Consider the following 16,616-nt stretch of genomic DNA (forward strand, 5'->3'; position numbering starts at 1 on the left):
ATCCCCTTTTCACTTTTTATAAAATTTCATAACCCGGTAATGTTAAAAATGGTACGAATTCATCATTCCGAACGAGATTTGTAAATAACGTTGTCGCCTCTTGGAATCTCCCTTTCTTAAAGGCTTCTTTACCAATCTCTCTTTCTATTTTTGCTAACTCTTCTTCTTTTAGCTCTTCCATTAATTCAAGTGTAATATTACGGCCATCATTTAATTTTCCACCTTCATGGCGAATCCATTGCCATACTTGTGCCCTAGAAATTTCCGCTGTTGCCGCATCTTCCATTAAGTTATAAATTGGTGCTGCTCCCCGTCCGCTTAACCAAGATGCGATATATTGAATACCTACGCTAATATTCAGACGAAGACCCTCTTCTGTAATCGTTCCCACTGGTACTTCTAATAAATCCTTTTCTGTAACATGTATTTCTTCACGTTTTCTAAAAATTTGATTTGGCGTTTTCATAATGTGATTAAATACTTCCATTGCGACTGGTACAAGTCCCGGGTGGGCAACCCAAGTCCCGTCATGACCGTCTAAAGCTTCGCGCTCCTTATCCGCACGTACTTTTTCAAAAGCTGCTTCATTCGCTTTTGGGTTGTTTTTAATTGGAATTTGTGCTGCCATTCCTCCAATAGCTGGTGCATTACGACGGTGACACGTTTGAATGACTTTCAAAGAATACGCGCGCATAAACGGCGCCGTCATCGTGACTTGCGCTCTATCTGGAAGTAAAAATTCATTATGATTACGGAAACCCTTTAGAAAACTAAAAATATAATCCCATCTTCCGCAATTTAATCCAGCAGAATGATCTTTAAGCTCATACAAAATTTCATCCATTTCAAACGAAGCATGTATCGTTTCCAGTAACACTGTGGCTTTGATCGTTCCGTTTGGAATACCGATATATTTTTGAGCAAATACGAAAACATCATTCCATAACCTTGCTTCTAAATAACTTTCCATTTTCGGTAAGTAAAAGTATGGACCGCTTCCTTTTGCTAAAAGAGCTTTCGCATTATGGAAAAAATAAAGTCCAAAATCTACTAAGCTACCAGACATATTCTTTCCGTCAACTTGCATATGTTTTTCTTCTAAATGCCATCCTCTTGGACGCACAATTAATACTGCTGTTTTACTATTTAAACGATATTCTTTTCCGTTTTCATTTTTATGTGAAATCGTTCCCTTCACTGCATCTCGTAAGTTTATTTGACCTTCAATCGCATTTTCCCAAGTTGGTGAATTCGAATCTTCAAAATCCGCCATAAAAAGATGTGCTCCTGAATTTAAAGCGTTAATAACCATCTTTCTATCTACTGGGCCAGTAATCTCTACGCGGCGATCCTCTAAATCTTTTGGCAATTTAGCAATTGTCCAATCCGCTTCACGTATGTGCTTCGTTTCTTCTAAAAACTTCGGAAACTCCCCTGCATCAATTCTCTTTTGTTTCTCCGCACGCTTTTGTAAAAGTTCTATGCGGCGCTCATTGAAATTTCCATGTAGTTCCTTCAAAAAACTAAGCGCCTCAGGTGTCAATATTTCGTTGTACGCTGGCAACATTTCTCCGGGCAATGTAACCCGTGAAGTTTGCGTCGACATATTAGCATCCCCTTCTTAAACTGTTTTATAACAGATTTGATTTTATGTTTTATATTATATAACAAATCTTCAGAAAAGGAAGTTTTTTTTGAAAATTTAATTGTTTTTTTGTAAAACTGTATTCTTTCACCGGTATTACACATAAAAAAAAAGCCAGTGTTATACAACACTGACCCCTTTTTTATTAAAGCGCTCTAAATAAGAACTGCGCATATTGTTCACGTGTTACTTTCATGTTCGGAGCGAAGTTACCCTTCCCATCTCCTATTGAAATACCATTTGAACCTACTGCATTAATCGCATTTTCTGCCCAATGTCCTTTTGGTACATCTTTAAATCCTGCTGATCCTTTTACTTGTAGTCCAAATGCTCTCGTAAGAACTTGCGCCATTTCTGCACGTGTTAACGTATCTTTTGGTCTGAAGTTTCCTTTCTCGTCACCTGTAAAAATACCTAATTCTGTTACTGCTAACACTTCGAAAGGAAACATCGTTGAGTTATCATCAACAATATCATTATACGGGCTTTCTAATTCCTCATCTTCACCAAATTCTTCATCAAGGTCAAGCGCACGATAAATTAAAGCGGCTACTTGTTCACGTGTTACGTTATGTCCAAAACCGAACACACCATTTCCATAACCAAGCATAATTTCTTGTTCTGCTAAAGTTTGAATTGCTTCATAAGACCAATGTCCTGCTGGCACATCTTTAAAGATTGCCTGACTTGCTTGTTGTGGCTTTGCAGCTAATTCAGCTTTTGCTGTTGTCCCTTCAGCACTAAATGCCACTCCACCCATAATTGTTAAAGCTGTTGCTACTTTTAAAAACTTTTTCTTCACAGTATTCTCTCCCTAAAAACATATTTTTTTTCTAATATAAAGAATTAATGGAAGAGTAACAATATAATTTTCATGTGATTTTTGTCTAATTTATGAACTATATTTCATATACTTTTATTTACACTTTATTAAAAATAAAGTTACTAAAACGTATATTTAAACAATAAAAAGTCACTTTATTCAATCTCTTCTTATCCACTAAAATCGAAAAATTAAATTACGAATAGAAAATCAATATAATTACAAATAATTTTAAATAAGAAAAAAGCGCGGAATTCCCGCGCTTTTTTCTTAATATATATTATATTAATATAATTTAAACATCCTTATACTTTAACTTTCATTCATAATCTTCATCTTTTACTGGAAAATAAAAAACAGCTCTATTTAAAAACGTTGCATATTGCTCACGTGTTACAACTTTATTCGGTTCAAATTGCCCATTTCCTGTTCCTACTATGACATGATTAGACTGTAGTGCACTAATCGCATTTTTTGCCCAATGATTATTTGGTACATCTTTAAATGTATGGTTCTTCTTCACCTCAAATGTAAATGCATTCGTAAGAATTTGTGCCATTTCTGCGCGTGTTACTGGTGCAGTTGGTCTAAAGTTTCCTTTTTCATCACCTTTAAAAATACCATGCTCTGTTAATACTAAAATTTCATCTAAAAACATTGTTGCTCTCTCAGAAATATCTTTGTATGGATTTTTTAAAGGTCCTTCCCTTTTCAAATTCAATGTACGATACAGCACTGCTGCTACTTGTTCTCTTGTTACATTATCACCTACACCAAACTTACCATTTCCATACCCTAACATTACTTTATTGTATACTACATCCATTATATCGTCATATGCCCAGTAGTTTACTGGAACATCATCAAACACAATCATTTCTGGATATTCTTCTGCTTTTACGTTGGAAACATTCGTACTTACAAACAAGCCGCCCATAATAGTCATCGTTGCCATTATACGTAACATGTTCTTCTTCATTGCCCTCTCCCCTTTACCTCCATTTTAAAAAACGGAAAATAATAGACTGAAATCCTTTCCAATATTACATATGTTGCCTTTGCACCATTTATGCAATATATTACATTTAAAAAATCTATTATTGTGAAAATCACTACTAAAGGAGAGCCAATTCGCTCTCAATTTCAATTTTTATACCGAATTGTACGCAAACTAATTTTCTTTCCTGTATTCATGTAAAGGTGTTTCTATAATATAAATATTCTACTTTTTTCAAAAGAAATCCTTCACGTTTTAAGAGTTCATTTTCTAGACAAAAAATGCAATTATATCGACTTAACTACAACATACGACAATAGTAGCCTCTCTATTAACAAAAGCTCATAATGAGCGAAAGATACCTCTTCCACAAATTATGAGCTTTCTCTTTATCTATTCCATTTTCCCTGGAGAATTATCAATTGATCGTTGTAAAAACTTTGCAAATTGCCCACGTGTAACGAGCATTTCAGGCTGGAACTTGCCATCTCCTGTTCCTACCGCTACTTTATTAGACTGCAATGCGCTAATTGCATCCCTTGCCCAATGATTTTCTGGTATATCTGTAAATGTATGTGGACTCTTTGTTTTCAACTCATATGCTTTCGTTAAAATTTGTGCTAATTCTGCACGAGTCAATGTATCTTTCGGACGGAAATTCCCATTTTCGTCTCCTTTAAAAATACCAAGCTGTGTTAAGCGTAAAATTTCGTAAGGGAACATGGTTGATTTCGCACTAATATCTCCATATGGATTTCCAATAGTCGCACTTCTTTTTACATGAAGTGCGCGGTACAATACTGCTGCCGCTTGTTCACGTGTTATATGATCTTCCGTCCCAAACTTACCATTTCCATAGCCATACATAATGCGATGATGTACTAAATTTGTAATTTCATCATATGCCCAATGATCTGTTGTTACATCATCAAACTTTATCATAATATTAGGACTAGATTTTTGGATAATATCTGTATTTGCAGACACACCATTTGCACTTACAAATATTCCCCCCATTAAAGTTAGTGATGTCGCAATCTTTACTAGCTTTTTCATCCCTCTCATCTACCTTTTCCTTTATTTCCCTGCAAATTATATTATACAATAAATCTGAAAATTATAAATTCATTTCGACCTAATTATTTACAATTAATAATATAATTTTTCTTCTACTACTATTTTTTCACCCTTTGTTTTTCGAAAAGTAAATGCCATTCCTACAAATATAAGAACAATTCCTACTATTTGCATACTAGTCGGTCTAAACCCGGTAAAGACTGTATCTAATAGTATTGCAACCGCTGGATCTAAGAACACTAATACAGAAATTAATCTCGTCGATAAATCTCTTAAACTGTCAAAAAATAAGTAATATACAAATCCCGTATGTATAAGACCTGTCGCTGTAATCATCATCCAATTCATCTCTGTTAACCCTTGAAACTTGCCAAAGTCTACGAATGGTAGCAATAAAAATATACCTAAAAATGTTTGTAAAAATGTCATCGCATATGCGCTCGTATGCTGAATTCCTTTTCCTAATAAAGTGGTAAAAGCATAAAATAGTGCCGCAAGTAGTGCCCATACCATGCCAGATGACATCAGTTTTTCAAGTGATAGACTTCCATCTACTCCAGCCACTAACACTGTACCGATAAAACAAATGACAATGGACAAAACAGCAAACATTGTAAGTCTCTCTTTAAATACGATACTACCAATCATTAATACAATAATGGGTGCAAGATGGTAAACTGAAATCGCAATTGTAATCGACATAACTTCAAACGCTTTAAATAAAAATACCCAGTTAAAAACGAGAAATACACCGCATGCTAATATTTGCATGACTTCTTTTTTATTCCATTGCTCACTTTTATATTGTCCTGTTACGAGCCAACATAATGCTAAAAATATAGTCGCACAAATACAACGAACGAATACTAATTCAAAAGACGGTAAACCTGTTTGAACAGAGAAAAATCCAATTGATCCGAAAATAGACATCGAAAGGACCATTTTTATAGCCGGCATTGATTTTGAATGAAACAAAATATTAACCTCCTAAACATTTCACTGAATATTCCATATATTATACACTATAATTTTCCAAAACTCGAATAACGCATAAAAAAAGAAGCAGTACACTACCGCTTCTTTTCCTTTTCATATTGTTCAAACGTATGAATTCTTTCGAAAATTGGTGGATGTGTGTATAAGAAAAACTTCACTAACGCAGGAGGATTTACTTGGCTTAAACTCGTTTTTGATAAATATTGAAACGTTTTTACACCAGATTTCCCGTCCTTTGTCATGTCTAAAGCGTATTGATCTGCTGCTCGTTCTTCTATACGAGAAACGTAGTTTGTTGCTGGCTGTGATGCAAAAGAGAGTACAGAAGAAATTAAGAAAAATAAAGGTAAAATTGAAAAACATGCTGCTTTTGAAATTTGCAGCGTATTCCCCCATTTTCGAATACACATATTGATAATACGACTAATGAGGTACATCCCTATAAACGATAGCAACACATAACTCGCAACGCCCCAATATATATGTTTCATAACATAATGCCCCATTTCATGAGCCATTATAAATAAAATCTCTTTATCTTTTAATTGCTTTAGCGTTGTATCCCACATTACAATGCGCGAGTTAAGTCCTATTCCTGTTACATATGCATTTAACGCATTCGTTTTTTCCGACATATTGACTTCATATACATGTTTCGCTGGAATATCGGCTTTGTCTGCCATCGCTAAAATTTTCGTTTCTAATTCCTTATTTTTCAGCGTCGAAAAGTCGTTATAAAGTGGATCAATCACGACAGGCTGTATAAATGTTAAAAAGATTGTAAACGGAACAGAGAGTGCCCACCCTGCTAACCACCATCTCTTCGGGAATTTGCGAATAAGCCATAGAAGAACCGTAACTACAATTAACATCGTCGCATAGCTCTCCCAAAAACCGATAACATGATCTTTTATCCAGCTTTGTGTACTTTGCGTTGAAATGCCGTAATCAACAGAAACTTTTCGGCTAATCCATTGCATCGGCAGGGCAAGAACTGTTGTAAGTAGTGATAAATAAAAGAAATAAATCGCAACTTGCAGAACACTTATTTTCGTCGTTTCCTTCGACCATTTCTCAAACTTTTTTGAAATACCGAGCACAAGTACAAATAATAAAATAATCCATTCAAGAGGCGTCGCTAAAAAATACAGTAAATTTTTCACGCGCGAATAATCTTGGCTTAGCGTAAGCTCTCTTGCATTCATAAACGTTTCTGGATCTGCACTCGTTCCTTTATACATGTCCGGAATCAATTCATGACTCCATCCAAATAAATACCAATATATAAATAACGCAAACCCAACGTACAAAAAAAGCGACCACCCAATAACCTTCCTCACGCTATTCCCTCCTCTATGCTGCCTGTCTATTATTATTGTAAGTTCGTACATGCTAAATTAGAACAAGCTTATTATGCAAATTGCTCAAGAACCCTCTATTTACATAAAAAAACTCTTCTACGTACAGAAGAGTTTTACCTACCTTTAGACACTTTCTTCGGTTCATAATCTGGGATAAGAAATATACTTACAACCCAACATATTAAACCAGCACCTTTTATATAGCGTATATATTCATAGTCCTGAAAAAATAACGTCGTTACAATAAGCGTAAAAAAACCGACTAAAACTAGTACGTATCCTATTTGCTTCTTAGACAAACATAACGCGCCCCCTTAAGGAAGTACATCCATTAATAAGCTAAAATCTTGCAGAGAAAAAGAACTATATTTCATAATCCCTTGTACAGCTAAAAGTAAAATAAGACCGGTCACACACATATAATTAACGCTTTCTTCATTCTTTTTTTCAGCAACTACGCCGCCACTGATACATAGAATTCCTAACAAATGAAGCGCTAAATACATAAAGAAATAAGCTTCCTCCCAGCGAAGAATAACGTTGACTGTCGTTATTAGCACTATACTAAGCACAATCAAATAAAAAAACTTATTTGATGATATTGTTTCATTCATATAATTTTATACATCCCTTTCAAATTTAGAATTAATGATGTTTCAAAGCTATAAAGTAAATGATTGTTTTCATGCTATAAAACAAAAGGAAAGCCACTATTACTTTCTCGAATACTTTATGAACCCACATATACTTCTCTTCATTCTTTCTGAAGATGCGCTTCATCATTTCTTCTACAATTAGACCAAATATTAGTAAAACCCCTAACACAATAAGAAGAGAAATAATATTACCTTTTAAATGAGTACTAGAAAATAAGTAATACTCTGGAAATACAATCGTATCTACTACAGGTTGAAGCCAATGACAAATGCTTTTATCACACATATCTGTAAGAGACGTAGCATCTATAATGTCTTTCAATATTTTTTCAATCGTCTTCTTCATCTCATTTACTCCCCACTACGTCTGAAAAGCTTTTTTCCTGCTCTACATATATAGCGGGCATTTCTTTACTCCAATATTTGCGGTTAACAAATAAAAAGATGAGTACTAAGTTTAATCCTGTTATAAAAATAATAAGTCCTGGAAAGAACGTCGTATAATTTGAGAAATCTGCAAAACTCATTATCTCTTCTTTATTTATTAAAAAAGAAGCACCGATTACAAATGCATTGTTTAACATGTGAATAGCGATTGGCATGAGTAAACTATTCGTACGAATATATACGATTGATAGTACAACGCTAAATACAATTGCACCTAGGAAATCAACATGTAACAATGCAAACAATATTGCTACAACAATGATCGCTATACTCGTTCCCCATTTTGCTGCGAAGCGTTGCAGTAAAAATCCGCGAAAAACAAATTCCCCAATAATTGGTGCGATGAATACGACCATAATAACTTGATAAACATATCCTCCAGTGCTATCCATAATCGGTTCGCGTAATGCGTTCATAATAAATGTCGGTGTAATCCATGCAAAGCTATACATGTACAAAATAAGATATCCATAACTAAACACGCATAACATGATCGTAATGTATAAAACTTGCACCAGGTTAAATGTTTCATTTCTATTAATAAATAATGAAAATGCAACACGGTGTTTTTTATACTCAAAATAAATCCACGTAATCGGCAGGATATAGAATATAAGAATATTTATAAAAGTAGAATTTTGCATATGAAATGTATTTTCTATCAATTCATTACTGGCTCTTGCAACTACAGTTAATAGTGCAAATACAATTAAAAAATATCTAGCTCGCATCGTTTGAAACGGATTCACACTCATCTCCTCCCCTATGTTACTTTTATCATATCATTTGATTCTTAATTTTTTGAGAAAGAAAACCTTAAAATTTCCTTAAAAATTCCATAAGTTACCGAAAGATGATATGATATTCGAGGAAATTAGGAGGGATTTTTTATGTATGAAGCAAATATTTTGCTCGTTGATGATGAAACAGCAATTTTACAATTACTAACTACCATTCTTGAAAAAGAAGGTTTTTCTCATATTACAACTGCAACATCCGCTGAAATAGCTTTATCTCTCACTCAGCAAAACGATTACGATTTAATTATTTTAGATGTCATGCTTCCTGGACAATCTGGTTTTGATATTTGTCCAATCATTCGCAAAAAAACAGATTGCCCTATCTTCTTCCTCACAGCTAAAACATCTGATTTAGATAAAATATCTGGATTTTCACACGGTGCAGATGATTATATTACGAAGCCATTTAATCCACTTGAAGTAGTAGCTCGTATGAAAGCACAACTCCGAAGACATATGAAGCAAGTCATGCCACACGAACAAAAAGCACACTCTAGTTCATTTGGCAGATTTGAAATTGATCGATATTCCGCAGAGCTTACAGTAAATGGGCGTGTTGTCGAATGTTCCGCCCAGCTATTTCAGCTATTACTCTTCTTTTGTGAGAATCCGAACTACGTATTTTCAAAAGAAGAAATATACGAGAAAGTTTGGGGAGCACCTGCCTACAATGGCGATGACAATACCGTTATGGTCCACATTCGAAAACTACGTGAAAAAATCGAACAAGACCCAAGTAAACCAGAATATATAAAAACCGTTCGCGGGCTTGGCTATAAGTTCATTACAAAGTAGGGTGACGATATGAACTTTAATAAACGACTTATTATCCAGTTTATCATGCAACACGTATTTGTTTTAGTTACATTACTGATTGCTGTAGTAGCTGCATTCACGTATTTAATTTTTCTTGTTACGAGTACTTCATACGAACCGAACATTCCAGATGCTGAAAATTTTATGATTGCAAGATACATTTCTTCAGAAGATGGCGATATTTCGTTAAAAGCTGAAGTAAAAGACTTAATTAAAGAGAAAAATGATTGGATTCAAGTTGTAGAGGAAAACGGAAAAGTTCTCTATCACTTTAATACACCTAGTGACGTACCGACATCTTATACGAAAACATCTTTATTCTCGTATATACAGAATCACATAGAAAGTCCTTATACATTTACATATTGGGAAATTGAATTAGAAGAAAAAAACGTACTTGTTATTTACGGTGGTATGTTAAAAAGCAATGCATTACTAAAAACAATCCAGAAAATGCACCCTTCTGTATCTACAGATTCGTTCACATTAACAGAAGAAGAAAAACAGTTACTTTCTAAAGAAAAAGCAACACTTCAAATCTTTAATAGCGTTGGCGAAGAAGTATTCTCCTATCCAAACGGAAAGAAAAAAACATTTTCTGTTATACAAGCCGCCCTTAGCGAAAAGGAACCGTGGAATCATAAAGAAAACACGTCTAGCTTTTACGACACAAATAGCAATCATCTTCTCGTTGTAACTGCCAAAAATGAGTACTACTACCCAGATGATGAAATAGACGATGTATTTGCTAAAAAGTTTCTAATCGGATGCGGATTAATCCTTCTTATCGTATTTGTTTATTTAGTCATTCTTTCTATTTGGTACGGTAATAAATTTGGAAAACCGTTATTACATGCGATGCGCTGGCTTAAAAACATAGCTGGTGGAAAGTACGAAGAGCCTATTAGTAAAAAAGGAAAACCTATCAGGTTCAGGAAATCTGGTAAAGAAAAATGGTCATTCCGCTTATTTAGTGATGTTACAAATTCACTAGAGCACCTTTCTATTACACTCAAAAAAAATGATGCGATGAGGCAAGTACTCCAGCAAACACGTGAAGAATGGATTACTGGTCTAACGCACGATTTAAAAACACCACTAAGTTCTATATACGGCTACGCATTATTACTAGAATCAAAACAGTATAACTGGACTGATCGTGACATTCAGCAATTCGGCAGCGTTATGAAAGAGAAATCTCAATATATGACCACACTAATTGATGACTTAAGCTTAACGTATCAATTAAAAAATAATAGTCTTCCTGCACAGCATGTAAACATTGAAATGAATCAATTCGTCCAAAAAGTATTATTACAATTCATTAATAATCCGACACTTCAAAATCAAAATATTGAATTCGTACCAAGCTCAAATAAAATTCAATATTTCATTGAAGAAAAATGGTTCCAGCGTATTATTGAAAACTTACTCGTAAACGCTGTAAAACATAATAATGAAACGACTAATGTCATCGTAAAGCTTTCACAAAATGCTACTTCATTCACACTCTCTATTTCAGATAACGGAAAAGGAATGGATGATAAAACGAAAGAGCTTCTATTTGAGCGATATTACAGAGGAACAAATACGGAAGAAAGCAACATCGGAACGGGACTTGGCCTCGCCATTACAAAACAGCTCGTTCATGCTCATAACGGAACGATTTCTATCGATAGCAAACTAGGAAAAGGAACGACAATTATACTTGTGTTTCCGTTTCGTTCATAGAAAAGGCGCTATGTGGCGTCTTTTCTTTTTTTGGGAGAGTTCAGCGGTATATGAAATTATATCGGCAATTTTTCAAATATATCGGCGCAAATCAAAATATATCAGCGATTTTCTAAATATATCGACTTACCGACAAAAATCGACAACGCTAACCTGCTTCCTCTACTATACAAAGTAAAAATAAAACTATTAACAAATACATTTCTAAACTGTTATACTATAAATAGAAGTATAAACTAACTAAGTTTTGCATAAAATGAAGTAGACGAGGCGCTTCCAACACCCTGTCAATGCAACTAATTACCGCAAGGTGGAAGGTTGCAACTAAAGCTTATTTGCGCTTAGAAGACTTCCCACGCTTCGCAGGCAGACGGGTGGTCTTCTTTTTGCGCTTTTTTGTCGTTAATTTCTTAAATCCCATCACTATACCTTCTCTAGCTATAGTTTTTGTGATTTCCAACAAAATTTGCAAAAGAAATTCCATACGATTACACCTCCTTTCTTCACCAAATGAAGAAAGGGCATAACCTTCCACCCGCAATATTTAATTGCTATTTTACCATTTTCAAATGTATTACAGATAAAGCAATACAAATTTAACAATCCACTCATAAAAAATAACCTTTCATAACTCACTATGAAAGGTCACTCCATATTTCAGCTATTTTCCTACCAATACAAACACATTCTCATCAGGTGCTTCCATTACCGCAACGTGTCCTGATTCTGTTGGAAATGGTTCACGAATCCATTTAACATCTTTAGTATCTTTTAAACTTTCATACGTTTGTTGCACATCTTCTACTAATACTTCGACTTCCATAAAATGAATATCCGGATGATTGCTTATTACTAACTCCGAACTTTTCTCATCTGGAAACTTCAATCCGATTAACGTCCAAATAACCCCTTCTTCTAGTTCTCTTTCTATAACCCAGTTTTGCTCCATTCCCATTTCTTTATAAAAAGAAACGGATTTTTCTATATCCTTCGTATGTATAGATACACATTCTAGTTTTTTGAACATATTCCCACTCTCCCTTTATAAAAAAGCGAACCATTTCTCAATGACTCGCTCTTACTCTATTATTTCTTCTTCACCGGTATCCAAAGCTCTACTTGAGCGAACTCACTTTTATCTTCGTGACAACGCTCATCGTATAATTCAAACTCTGTAACGCCGCAATGTTCGTATCCTGAATGCGGGAACCACTCTGAGAATACTGCATTCCATGTTTGGTGAATAGACGATACCATTTCTTCATGAGGAACTTTCGGCGTTGTAAATACCGCATATGTTGCTGCTGGGAACGTGCGCTTTGCAATTTCATTTGGTACATTTTCAAAGCCTGTAACTTCCATTCCGATAATATAAGTGAAGTCCCCTGTTTCTAAATTAAAATCAGTACATAATCCAAGCTCTACCCATTGGCTCGTATCTTTACGATTCGGAATTGTCGTTCCAAGATCTTTTTGTAAATATTCTTGCCAAAATGCTGGAATGTCTTGATGGTTCTTCCCTTCTTTACTTGTCGTCTTCAGTTCATAACCCGCCACTAAAAATTTCGGTTTATTTACAATACGATATTCCATTTGTATGCCTCCTAAATACGGATTTAATTTTCTTTGCTTTACATTCACGCTGTAATACATCGGTGTCTCTATTTCTTGCTTTCGATATTCACTCGGTGTCATTTGAAATAATTTTTTAAAGGCTCTCGTGAACGTTTCGTGAGATTGAAAGCCATGTTCAAATGCGATATCAATAATTTTTTCATCCGTATGAGAAAGTTGATAAGCTGCCCGGGCTAACCTCCTCTTCCGAACATACTCCATTACCGTATCACCTACTAACGCCTGGAATACACGATGAAAATGCGACTCAGAAAAACCTGCAATGCGAGCTAACTTACGCAGCGTCTGTTTTTCCATTACATCTTCCTCAATATAATCAATGGACCTTTGAATTTGTGTTTCATAGCTTTCCATCTCTGTTCACCCGCCTTATATGTATTATGATAAAAGAGAATCTTATCCAATTCTTGACGTTTTTTACTATAATTCCATAAAAAATTGTAACTTTTTTATATGTTTTTCGTTGTTATGTGTGAAGGGAGGGAAATGTAGTGAAACGTAAACAATCATTAGAAGAAATTTATTCAGAACATATGCAAGATTTATTTCGCTATCTTCTCTCCCTAACCGGAGATTCCCATTTTGCTGAAGATCTCATGCAAGAAACCTTTTATCGAATGCTCGTCCATATTGACTATTATAAAGGCGAAGAAATTAGACCGTGGTTATTTACAATTGCCTACAACGCCTTTATCGATTGGTATCGAAAAGAAAAAAGATATAAAACGACGACAATTACAGAATTCCATTTACCAAACGTGCCAAGTACAGAGCACTCTTATTTCATAAAACATGAGATTGCTAGTTGGTTAGAAGGTTTATCTTCTCTTCCGCTCGAGAGACGAAATGTTCTATTACTACGAGATTACTACGGATTCTCATATAAAGAAATAGCAGAGATGACCGGTCTCTCACTAGCGAAAGTGAAAATTGAATTACACCGTGGTCGAAAAGAAATGAAAAGCATAAAGGAGTGATACGGATGGGTTGTACGGCATTTAAAAAACTATGGGAGAGATACGAAAACGGAATGCTCACGCATGATGAACAAGAACTGTTAGAAAATCATATTGAGACATGTGAAGAATGCGAGGCTTACTTAGATCAATTGCTTTCGAAGAGTGAAACAATAAAGAAAAAACTACCACCACAAAACCTGAAAGTTCCGTTTTGGAAAATAAAATGGAAACAACGTTGGCAAACCGTTAGTTTTGTCCTTGCCGTTTGTATTGCAATCTATTTTGTCGACCATTTTTCGTCTTCTCTTTACTTCTATAATATGAAAAAGTTAGTCGAAGTAGATGAAATCCCAGCACTCGCACTAGAAGCAACAATTCCAAATAGTCGTTCCACTGGAGGCAGTACAAAGATTAAACCCTTTTTCCGTACAGAAATTGAAATGAATTTAGTTAAAACGGTCGGTAAAAAAGAAATGCCAATTGGTACAGTAACAACGCGTAGCTTCTTATCATCTGTAACTGACACAAATCAATCATGGGCAAATAAACCCTATTCCAACAAACTTTCCTTTGTTCACCCAAAAATAAAGCAAGATGATCATTTGAAAGAAATCTCTAAAAAAGTTTGGAGTACACTCGGAAAGATACATGAGGGCACCGTTGCAGAAGTAGCGATATCTTTTGACAAACCTTACACTTTACAAGAATTAGCATCCATTCTATATAGCACATTTGAAGCACAAGAAATGCCGCCCACTCCTATATGGTACGCTTTAGACACAGGGCAAGAAAGAATAGATGAAGAAGATTTCATTCTACATGGCGGAGAGGTTATCGGATTTTCAGAACATATAAATCTCCCTGATAATGAAGCAAAACGACCGAAGACAAAAGAAGATGAAGTAATCGAAATGATGCGCATTCTTTCTACACATAAAGAAACTGTAAGTAAAACTACTTGGACTCCTGAAAAAGAGCTGAACTTAGATAAGCGTTATGAGTATGTAAAAGAGAACGGTGTAAAAGTATACGGGATCGTCATTACCGGACCGTCGAAAGAGTTATTAAAATTACAAAACTCGCCTCACGTTCGTTATGCGACTCTTGGAGATATTGAGGTTTGGAATTGGTTTGATCAGTGATGTGAAAAAGTAGAGCATCACTCCTAGATGCTCTACTTTTTTATTCCCTCTCAACAAACTTCCAAACTAAAAATGCTGCACATAGATAGGAAAACCCAATAACTAAAAAGCTATAGCTTGCCCCTCTGTACCAAGTGGATGATTCATTTAAAATGATTCCCATAATTGCTATACCGACTAATGCACCAATTTGACGATTTACATTTAAAGTTGCTCCAGCCATATTCCCATTTTCACGACCAGCAGATTTCATTACAATTGTAGTCATGGCAGGTACTGCTATACCGATTCCAAGATTAACAACACTATAAATGATTGCAATTCCTATATAACTCACATTATTTACTAAAAGCATTAATAATAAAGAGCCTATACTAGCTATAAATAACGCTATGAATAGTAACGATTTTGAGCTAAACTTACTCACCATTTTTGCAAATAATATATTCCCTATAACAAATACGCTCATCATCGGCAATAGTTGTAATCCTGCTACAAATGGACTTGCTCCATATGCTTTTTGTAAAAAGAGTCCAAACATAAATATGCCGCCAAATAACGCAAAGTTTATTAGAAATCCAACTATATTCGCCGAGCTAAATGTCTTGTTTTGGAACAACACTCTTGGTACAACCGAGTTTTTTGATTTTCGTTCTGCATAAACAAAGAGAATAGTAGTTAATATCGTCCCCACTACTCCTCCTAAAATTTGAGACGAAGACCATCCGTAACTTGGCCCTTCAATTAGAGTAAACGCCAACAATGTTATTGCAATTATACCGATTAAATGATTCGCTACATTTATCTTCTCCTTTTTCGGTAAAACATTTGGAATAATTACAAAAGCCATTAAAATACCAATCATCCCGATTGGAAGATTTATAATAAAAATGCTTCGCCAACCAAATGTATTTACTAAAAGGCCACCAATAAAAGGGCCCGTACCAGAAGCAATAGAGACAATTGCGGACCATATCCCAAACATTTTAGCTCTCTTCTTTTCATCCGGAAACGATAATACTAATAAATTAAGTGAACTTGGCATAAATAAAGCCGCTCCAACACCTTGAATTATCCGCCCTATAACAAGAGCGTTCCCCGTTGTAGCAACCGTACATAAAAGAGAGGCGAACACAAAAATAATTAAACCAATTAAATATATTCTTTTTGCTCCAAATCGATTGGCCAGCGCCCCTCCAGCCAATAATAATGCTGCAAATGATAAAATATATCCGTCGACAATCCATGTCGAACTATACAATGTCAGTCCTAATGTTTCTTGAATATTCACTACCGCAACATTTACTACTGTTACGTCTAATGTTGCCATAATAAACCCCATCGCTAAAGCGATTAAAATGATAATACCTGATTTCTCTTTAGTTTGAACATATAAATTTCTACTAGCCACCCCACTCACTTACTTACTCCCCTTTCAAAAATTAGTAATTTACCTATATATTCCTTTAGGACTATAATAAATAAAGTACTTCATTTATAAAAGTACTGATTTTTATATAGTACCTATACT

18 protein-coding genes are annotated in these 16,616 nt (G+C 34.9%); 4 read left to right on the top strand and 14 right to left on the bottom strand.

The window, feature by feature from the left end:
* Positions 1–16 precede the first annotated feature (16 nt).
* The 10 genes from aceB to MR147_RS09000 form a co-directional block, all read right to left on the bottom strand.
* Positions 17–1,606: a malate synthase A gene (gene aceB, locus MR147_RS08955; RefSeq protein WP_074610519.1), complete on the bottom strand. Its 1,590-nt coding sequence runs from the start codon at positions 1,604–1,606 to the stop codon at positions 17–19.
* Between the two features lie 184 nt (positions 1,607–1,790).
* Positions 1,791–2,447 (bottom strand): S-layer homology domain-containing protein, encoded by a 657-nt coding sequence (locus MR147_RS08960; RefSeq protein ID WP_074610518.1) that lies wholly within the window; start codon positions 2,445–2,447, stop codon positions 1,791–1,793.
* Between the two features lie 340 nt (positions 2,448–2,787).
* Entirely contained in the window at positions 2,788–3,447 is a 660-nt protein-coding gene (locus tag MR147_RS08965; RefSeq protein ID WP_074540086.1) for an S-layer homology domain-containing protein, read from the bottom strand.
* Positions 3,448–3,858: 411 nt separating this feature from the next.
* Entirely contained in the window at positions 3,859–4,530 is a 672-nt protein-coding gene (locus MR147_RS08970; RefSeq protein ID WP_074609618.1) for an S-layer homology domain-containing protein, read from the bottom strand.
* Between the two features lie 84 nt (positions 4,531–4,614).
* Positions 4,615–5,517 carry a DMT family transporter gene (locus tag MR147_RS08975; protein WP_242303924.1) on the bottom strand — a complete coding sequence of 301 codons (903 nt, stop codon included), beginning with the start codon at positions 5,515–5,517 and terminating at the stop codon, positions 4,615–4,617.
* A 95-nt stretch (positions 5,518–5,612) separates the two neighbouring features.
* A complete protein-coding gene (locus tag MR147_RS08980) occupies positions 5,613–6,878 on the bottom strand; it encodes a M48 family metallopeptidase (protein ID WP_242303925.1) in 1,266 nt (421 codons plus the stop codon).
* Between the two features lie 134 nt (positions 6,879–7,012).
* Positions 7,013–7,198, bottom strand: a complete 186-nt coding sequence (locus tag MR147_RS08985; protein ID WP_242303926.1) for a hypothetical protein — start codon at positions 7,196–7,198, stop codon at positions 7,013–7,015.
* A 15-nt stretch (positions 7,199–7,213) separates the two neighbouring features.
* Entirely contained in the window at positions 7,214–7,513 is a 300-nt protein-coding gene (locus MR147_RS08990) for a hypothetical protein (protein ID WP_046198623.1), read from the bottom strand.
* 31 nt (positions 7,514–7,544) lie between these two features.
* Complete coding sequence (locus MR147_RS08995; RefSeq protein ID WP_074609623.1) at positions 7,545–7,901, bottom strand: hypothetical protein; 357 nt, start codon at positions 7,899–7,901, stop codon at positions 7,545–7,547.
* Position 7,902: 1 nt separating this feature from the next.
* Positions 7,903–8,751 (bottom strand): CPBP family intramembrane glutamic endopeptidase, encoded by an 849-nt coding sequence (locus MR147_RS09000; RefSeq protein ID WP_001067973.1) that lies wholly within the window; start codon positions 8,749–8,751, stop codon positions 7,903–7,905.
* 141 nt (positions 8,752–8,892) lie between these two features.
* On the opposite strand from MR147_RS09000, the gene MR147_RS09005 reads away from it, so the two are divergent.
* Together MR147_RS09005 and MR147_RS09010 are read left to right on the top strand one after the other, a co-directional pair.
* Positions 8,893–9,597, top strand: coding sequence for a response regulator transcription factor (locus MR147_RS09005; RefSeq protein WP_071737223.1), 705 nt, complete (start codon positions 8,893–8,895; stop codon positions 9,595–9,597).
* Between the two features lie 9 nt (positions 9,598–9,606).
* Entirely contained in the window at positions 9,607–11,349 is a 1,743-nt protein-coding gene (locus tag MR147_RS09010; RefSeq protein ID WP_074609625.1) for a sensor histidine kinase, read from the top strand.
* 331 nt (positions 11,350–11,680) lie between these two features.
* Here the strand turns inward: MR147_RS09010 and MR147_RS09015 are convergent, their stop codons facing one another.
* From MR147_RS09015 to MR147_RS09025, 3 genes are all read right to left on the bottom strand, one after another.
* Complete coding sequence (locus MR147_RS09015) at positions 11,681–11,833, bottom strand: hypothetical protein (RefSeq protein ID WP_000394952.1); 153 nt, start codon at positions 11,831–11,833, stop codon at positions 11,681–11,683.
* A 177-nt stretch (positions 11,834–12,010) separates the two neighbouring features.
* A complete protein-coding gene (locus MR147_RS09020) occupies positions 12,011–12,376 on the bottom strand; it encodes a VOC family protein (RefSeq protein WP_012644261.1) in 366 nt (121 codons plus the stop codon).
* Between the two features lie 59 nt (positions 12,377–12,435).
* Positions 12,436–13,338 (bottom strand): AraC family transcriptional regulator, encoded by a 903-nt coding sequence (locus MR147_RS09025; RefSeq protein WP_242303927.1) that lies wholly within the window; start codon positions 13,336–13,338, stop codon positions 12,436–12,438.
* A 137-nt stretch (positions 13,339–13,475) separates the two neighbouring features.
* Between MR147_RS09025 and MR147_RS09030 the strand changes: the two genes are divergently transcribed.
* Together MR147_RS09030 and MR147_RS09035 are read left to right on the top strand one after the other, a co-directional pair.
* The gene (locus MR147_RS09030; RefSeq protein ID WP_000823998.1) at positions 13,476–13,961 is read left to right on the top strand and encodes an RNA polymerase sigma factor; all 486 of its coding nucleotides are present in this window, start codon (positions 13,476–13,478) and stop codon (positions 13,959–13,961) included.
* A 5-nt stretch (positions 13,962–13,966) separates the two neighbouring features.
* The gene (locus MR147_RS09035) at positions 13,967–15,085 is read left to right on the top strand and encodes an anti-sigma factor (protein ID WP_242303928.1); all 1,119 of its coding nucleotides are present in this window, start codon (positions 13,967–13,969) and stop codon (positions 15,083–15,085) included.
* Between the two features lie 40 nt (positions 15,086–15,125).
* Here MR147_RS09035 and MR147_RS09040 read toward each other — a convergent pair whose 3' ends face one another.
* Positions 15,126–16,505, bottom strand: coding sequence for an MFS transporter (locus MR147_RS09040; RefSeq protein ID WP_242303929.1), 1,380 nt, complete (start codon positions 16,503–16,505; stop codon positions 15,126–15,128).
* Positions 16,506–16,616 lie beyond the last annotated feature (111 nt).

Origin of the sequence: Bacillus cereus group sp. BfR-BA-01350, assembly GCF_022663775.1 — a bacterium.
GTDB classification, from domain to species: Bacteria; Bacillota; Bacilli; order Bacillales; family Bacillaceae_G; genus Bacillus_A; species Bacillus_A paranthracis.

Bases quoted from the DNA above. Each gene is read 5' to 3' on its own strand.
- MR147_RS08970 (WP_074609618.1), bottom strand. From the start codon at position 4,530: ATGAGAGGGATGAAAAAGCTAGTAAAGATTGCGACATCACTAACTTTA.
- aceB (WP_074610519.1), bottom strand. From the start codon at position 1,606: ATGTCGACGCAAACTTCACGGGTTACATTGCCCGGAGAAATGTTGCCA.
- MR147_RS09015 (WP_000394952.1), bottom strand. From the start codon at position 11,833: ATGGAATTTCTTTTGCAAATTTTGTTGGAAATCACAAAAACTATAGCT.
- MR147_RS09035 (WP_242303928.1), top strand. From the start codon at position 13,967: ATGGGTTGTACGGCATTTAAAAAACTATGGGAGAGATACGAAAACGGA.
- MR147_RS09010 (WP_074609625.1), top strand. From the start codon at position 9,607: ATGAACTTTAATAAACGACTTATTATCCAGTTTATCATGCAACACGTA.
- MR147_RS09020 (WP_012644261.1), bottom strand. From the start codon at position 12,376: ATGTTCAAAAAACTAGAATGTGTATCTATACATACGAAGGATATAGAA.
- MR147_RS09025 (WP_242303927.1), bottom strand. From the start codon at position 13,338: ATGGAAAGCTATGAAACACAAATTCAAAGGTCCATTGATTATATTGAG.
- MR147_RS09005 (WP_071737223.1), top strand. From the start codon at position 8,893: ATGTATGAAGCAAATATTTTGCTCGTTGATGATGAAACAGCAATTTTA.
- MR147_RS08995 (WP_074609623.1), bottom strand. From the start codon at position 7,901: ATGAAGAAGACGATTGAAAAAATATTGAAAGACATTATAGATGCTACG.
- MR147_RS08965 (WP_074540086.1), bottom strand. From the start codon at position 3,447: ATGAAGAAGAACATGTTACGTATAATGGCAACGATGACTATTATGGGC.
- MR147_RS08990 (WP_046198623.1), bottom strand. From the start codon at position 7,513: ATGAATGAAACAATATCATCAAATAAGTTTTTTTATTTGATTGTGCTT.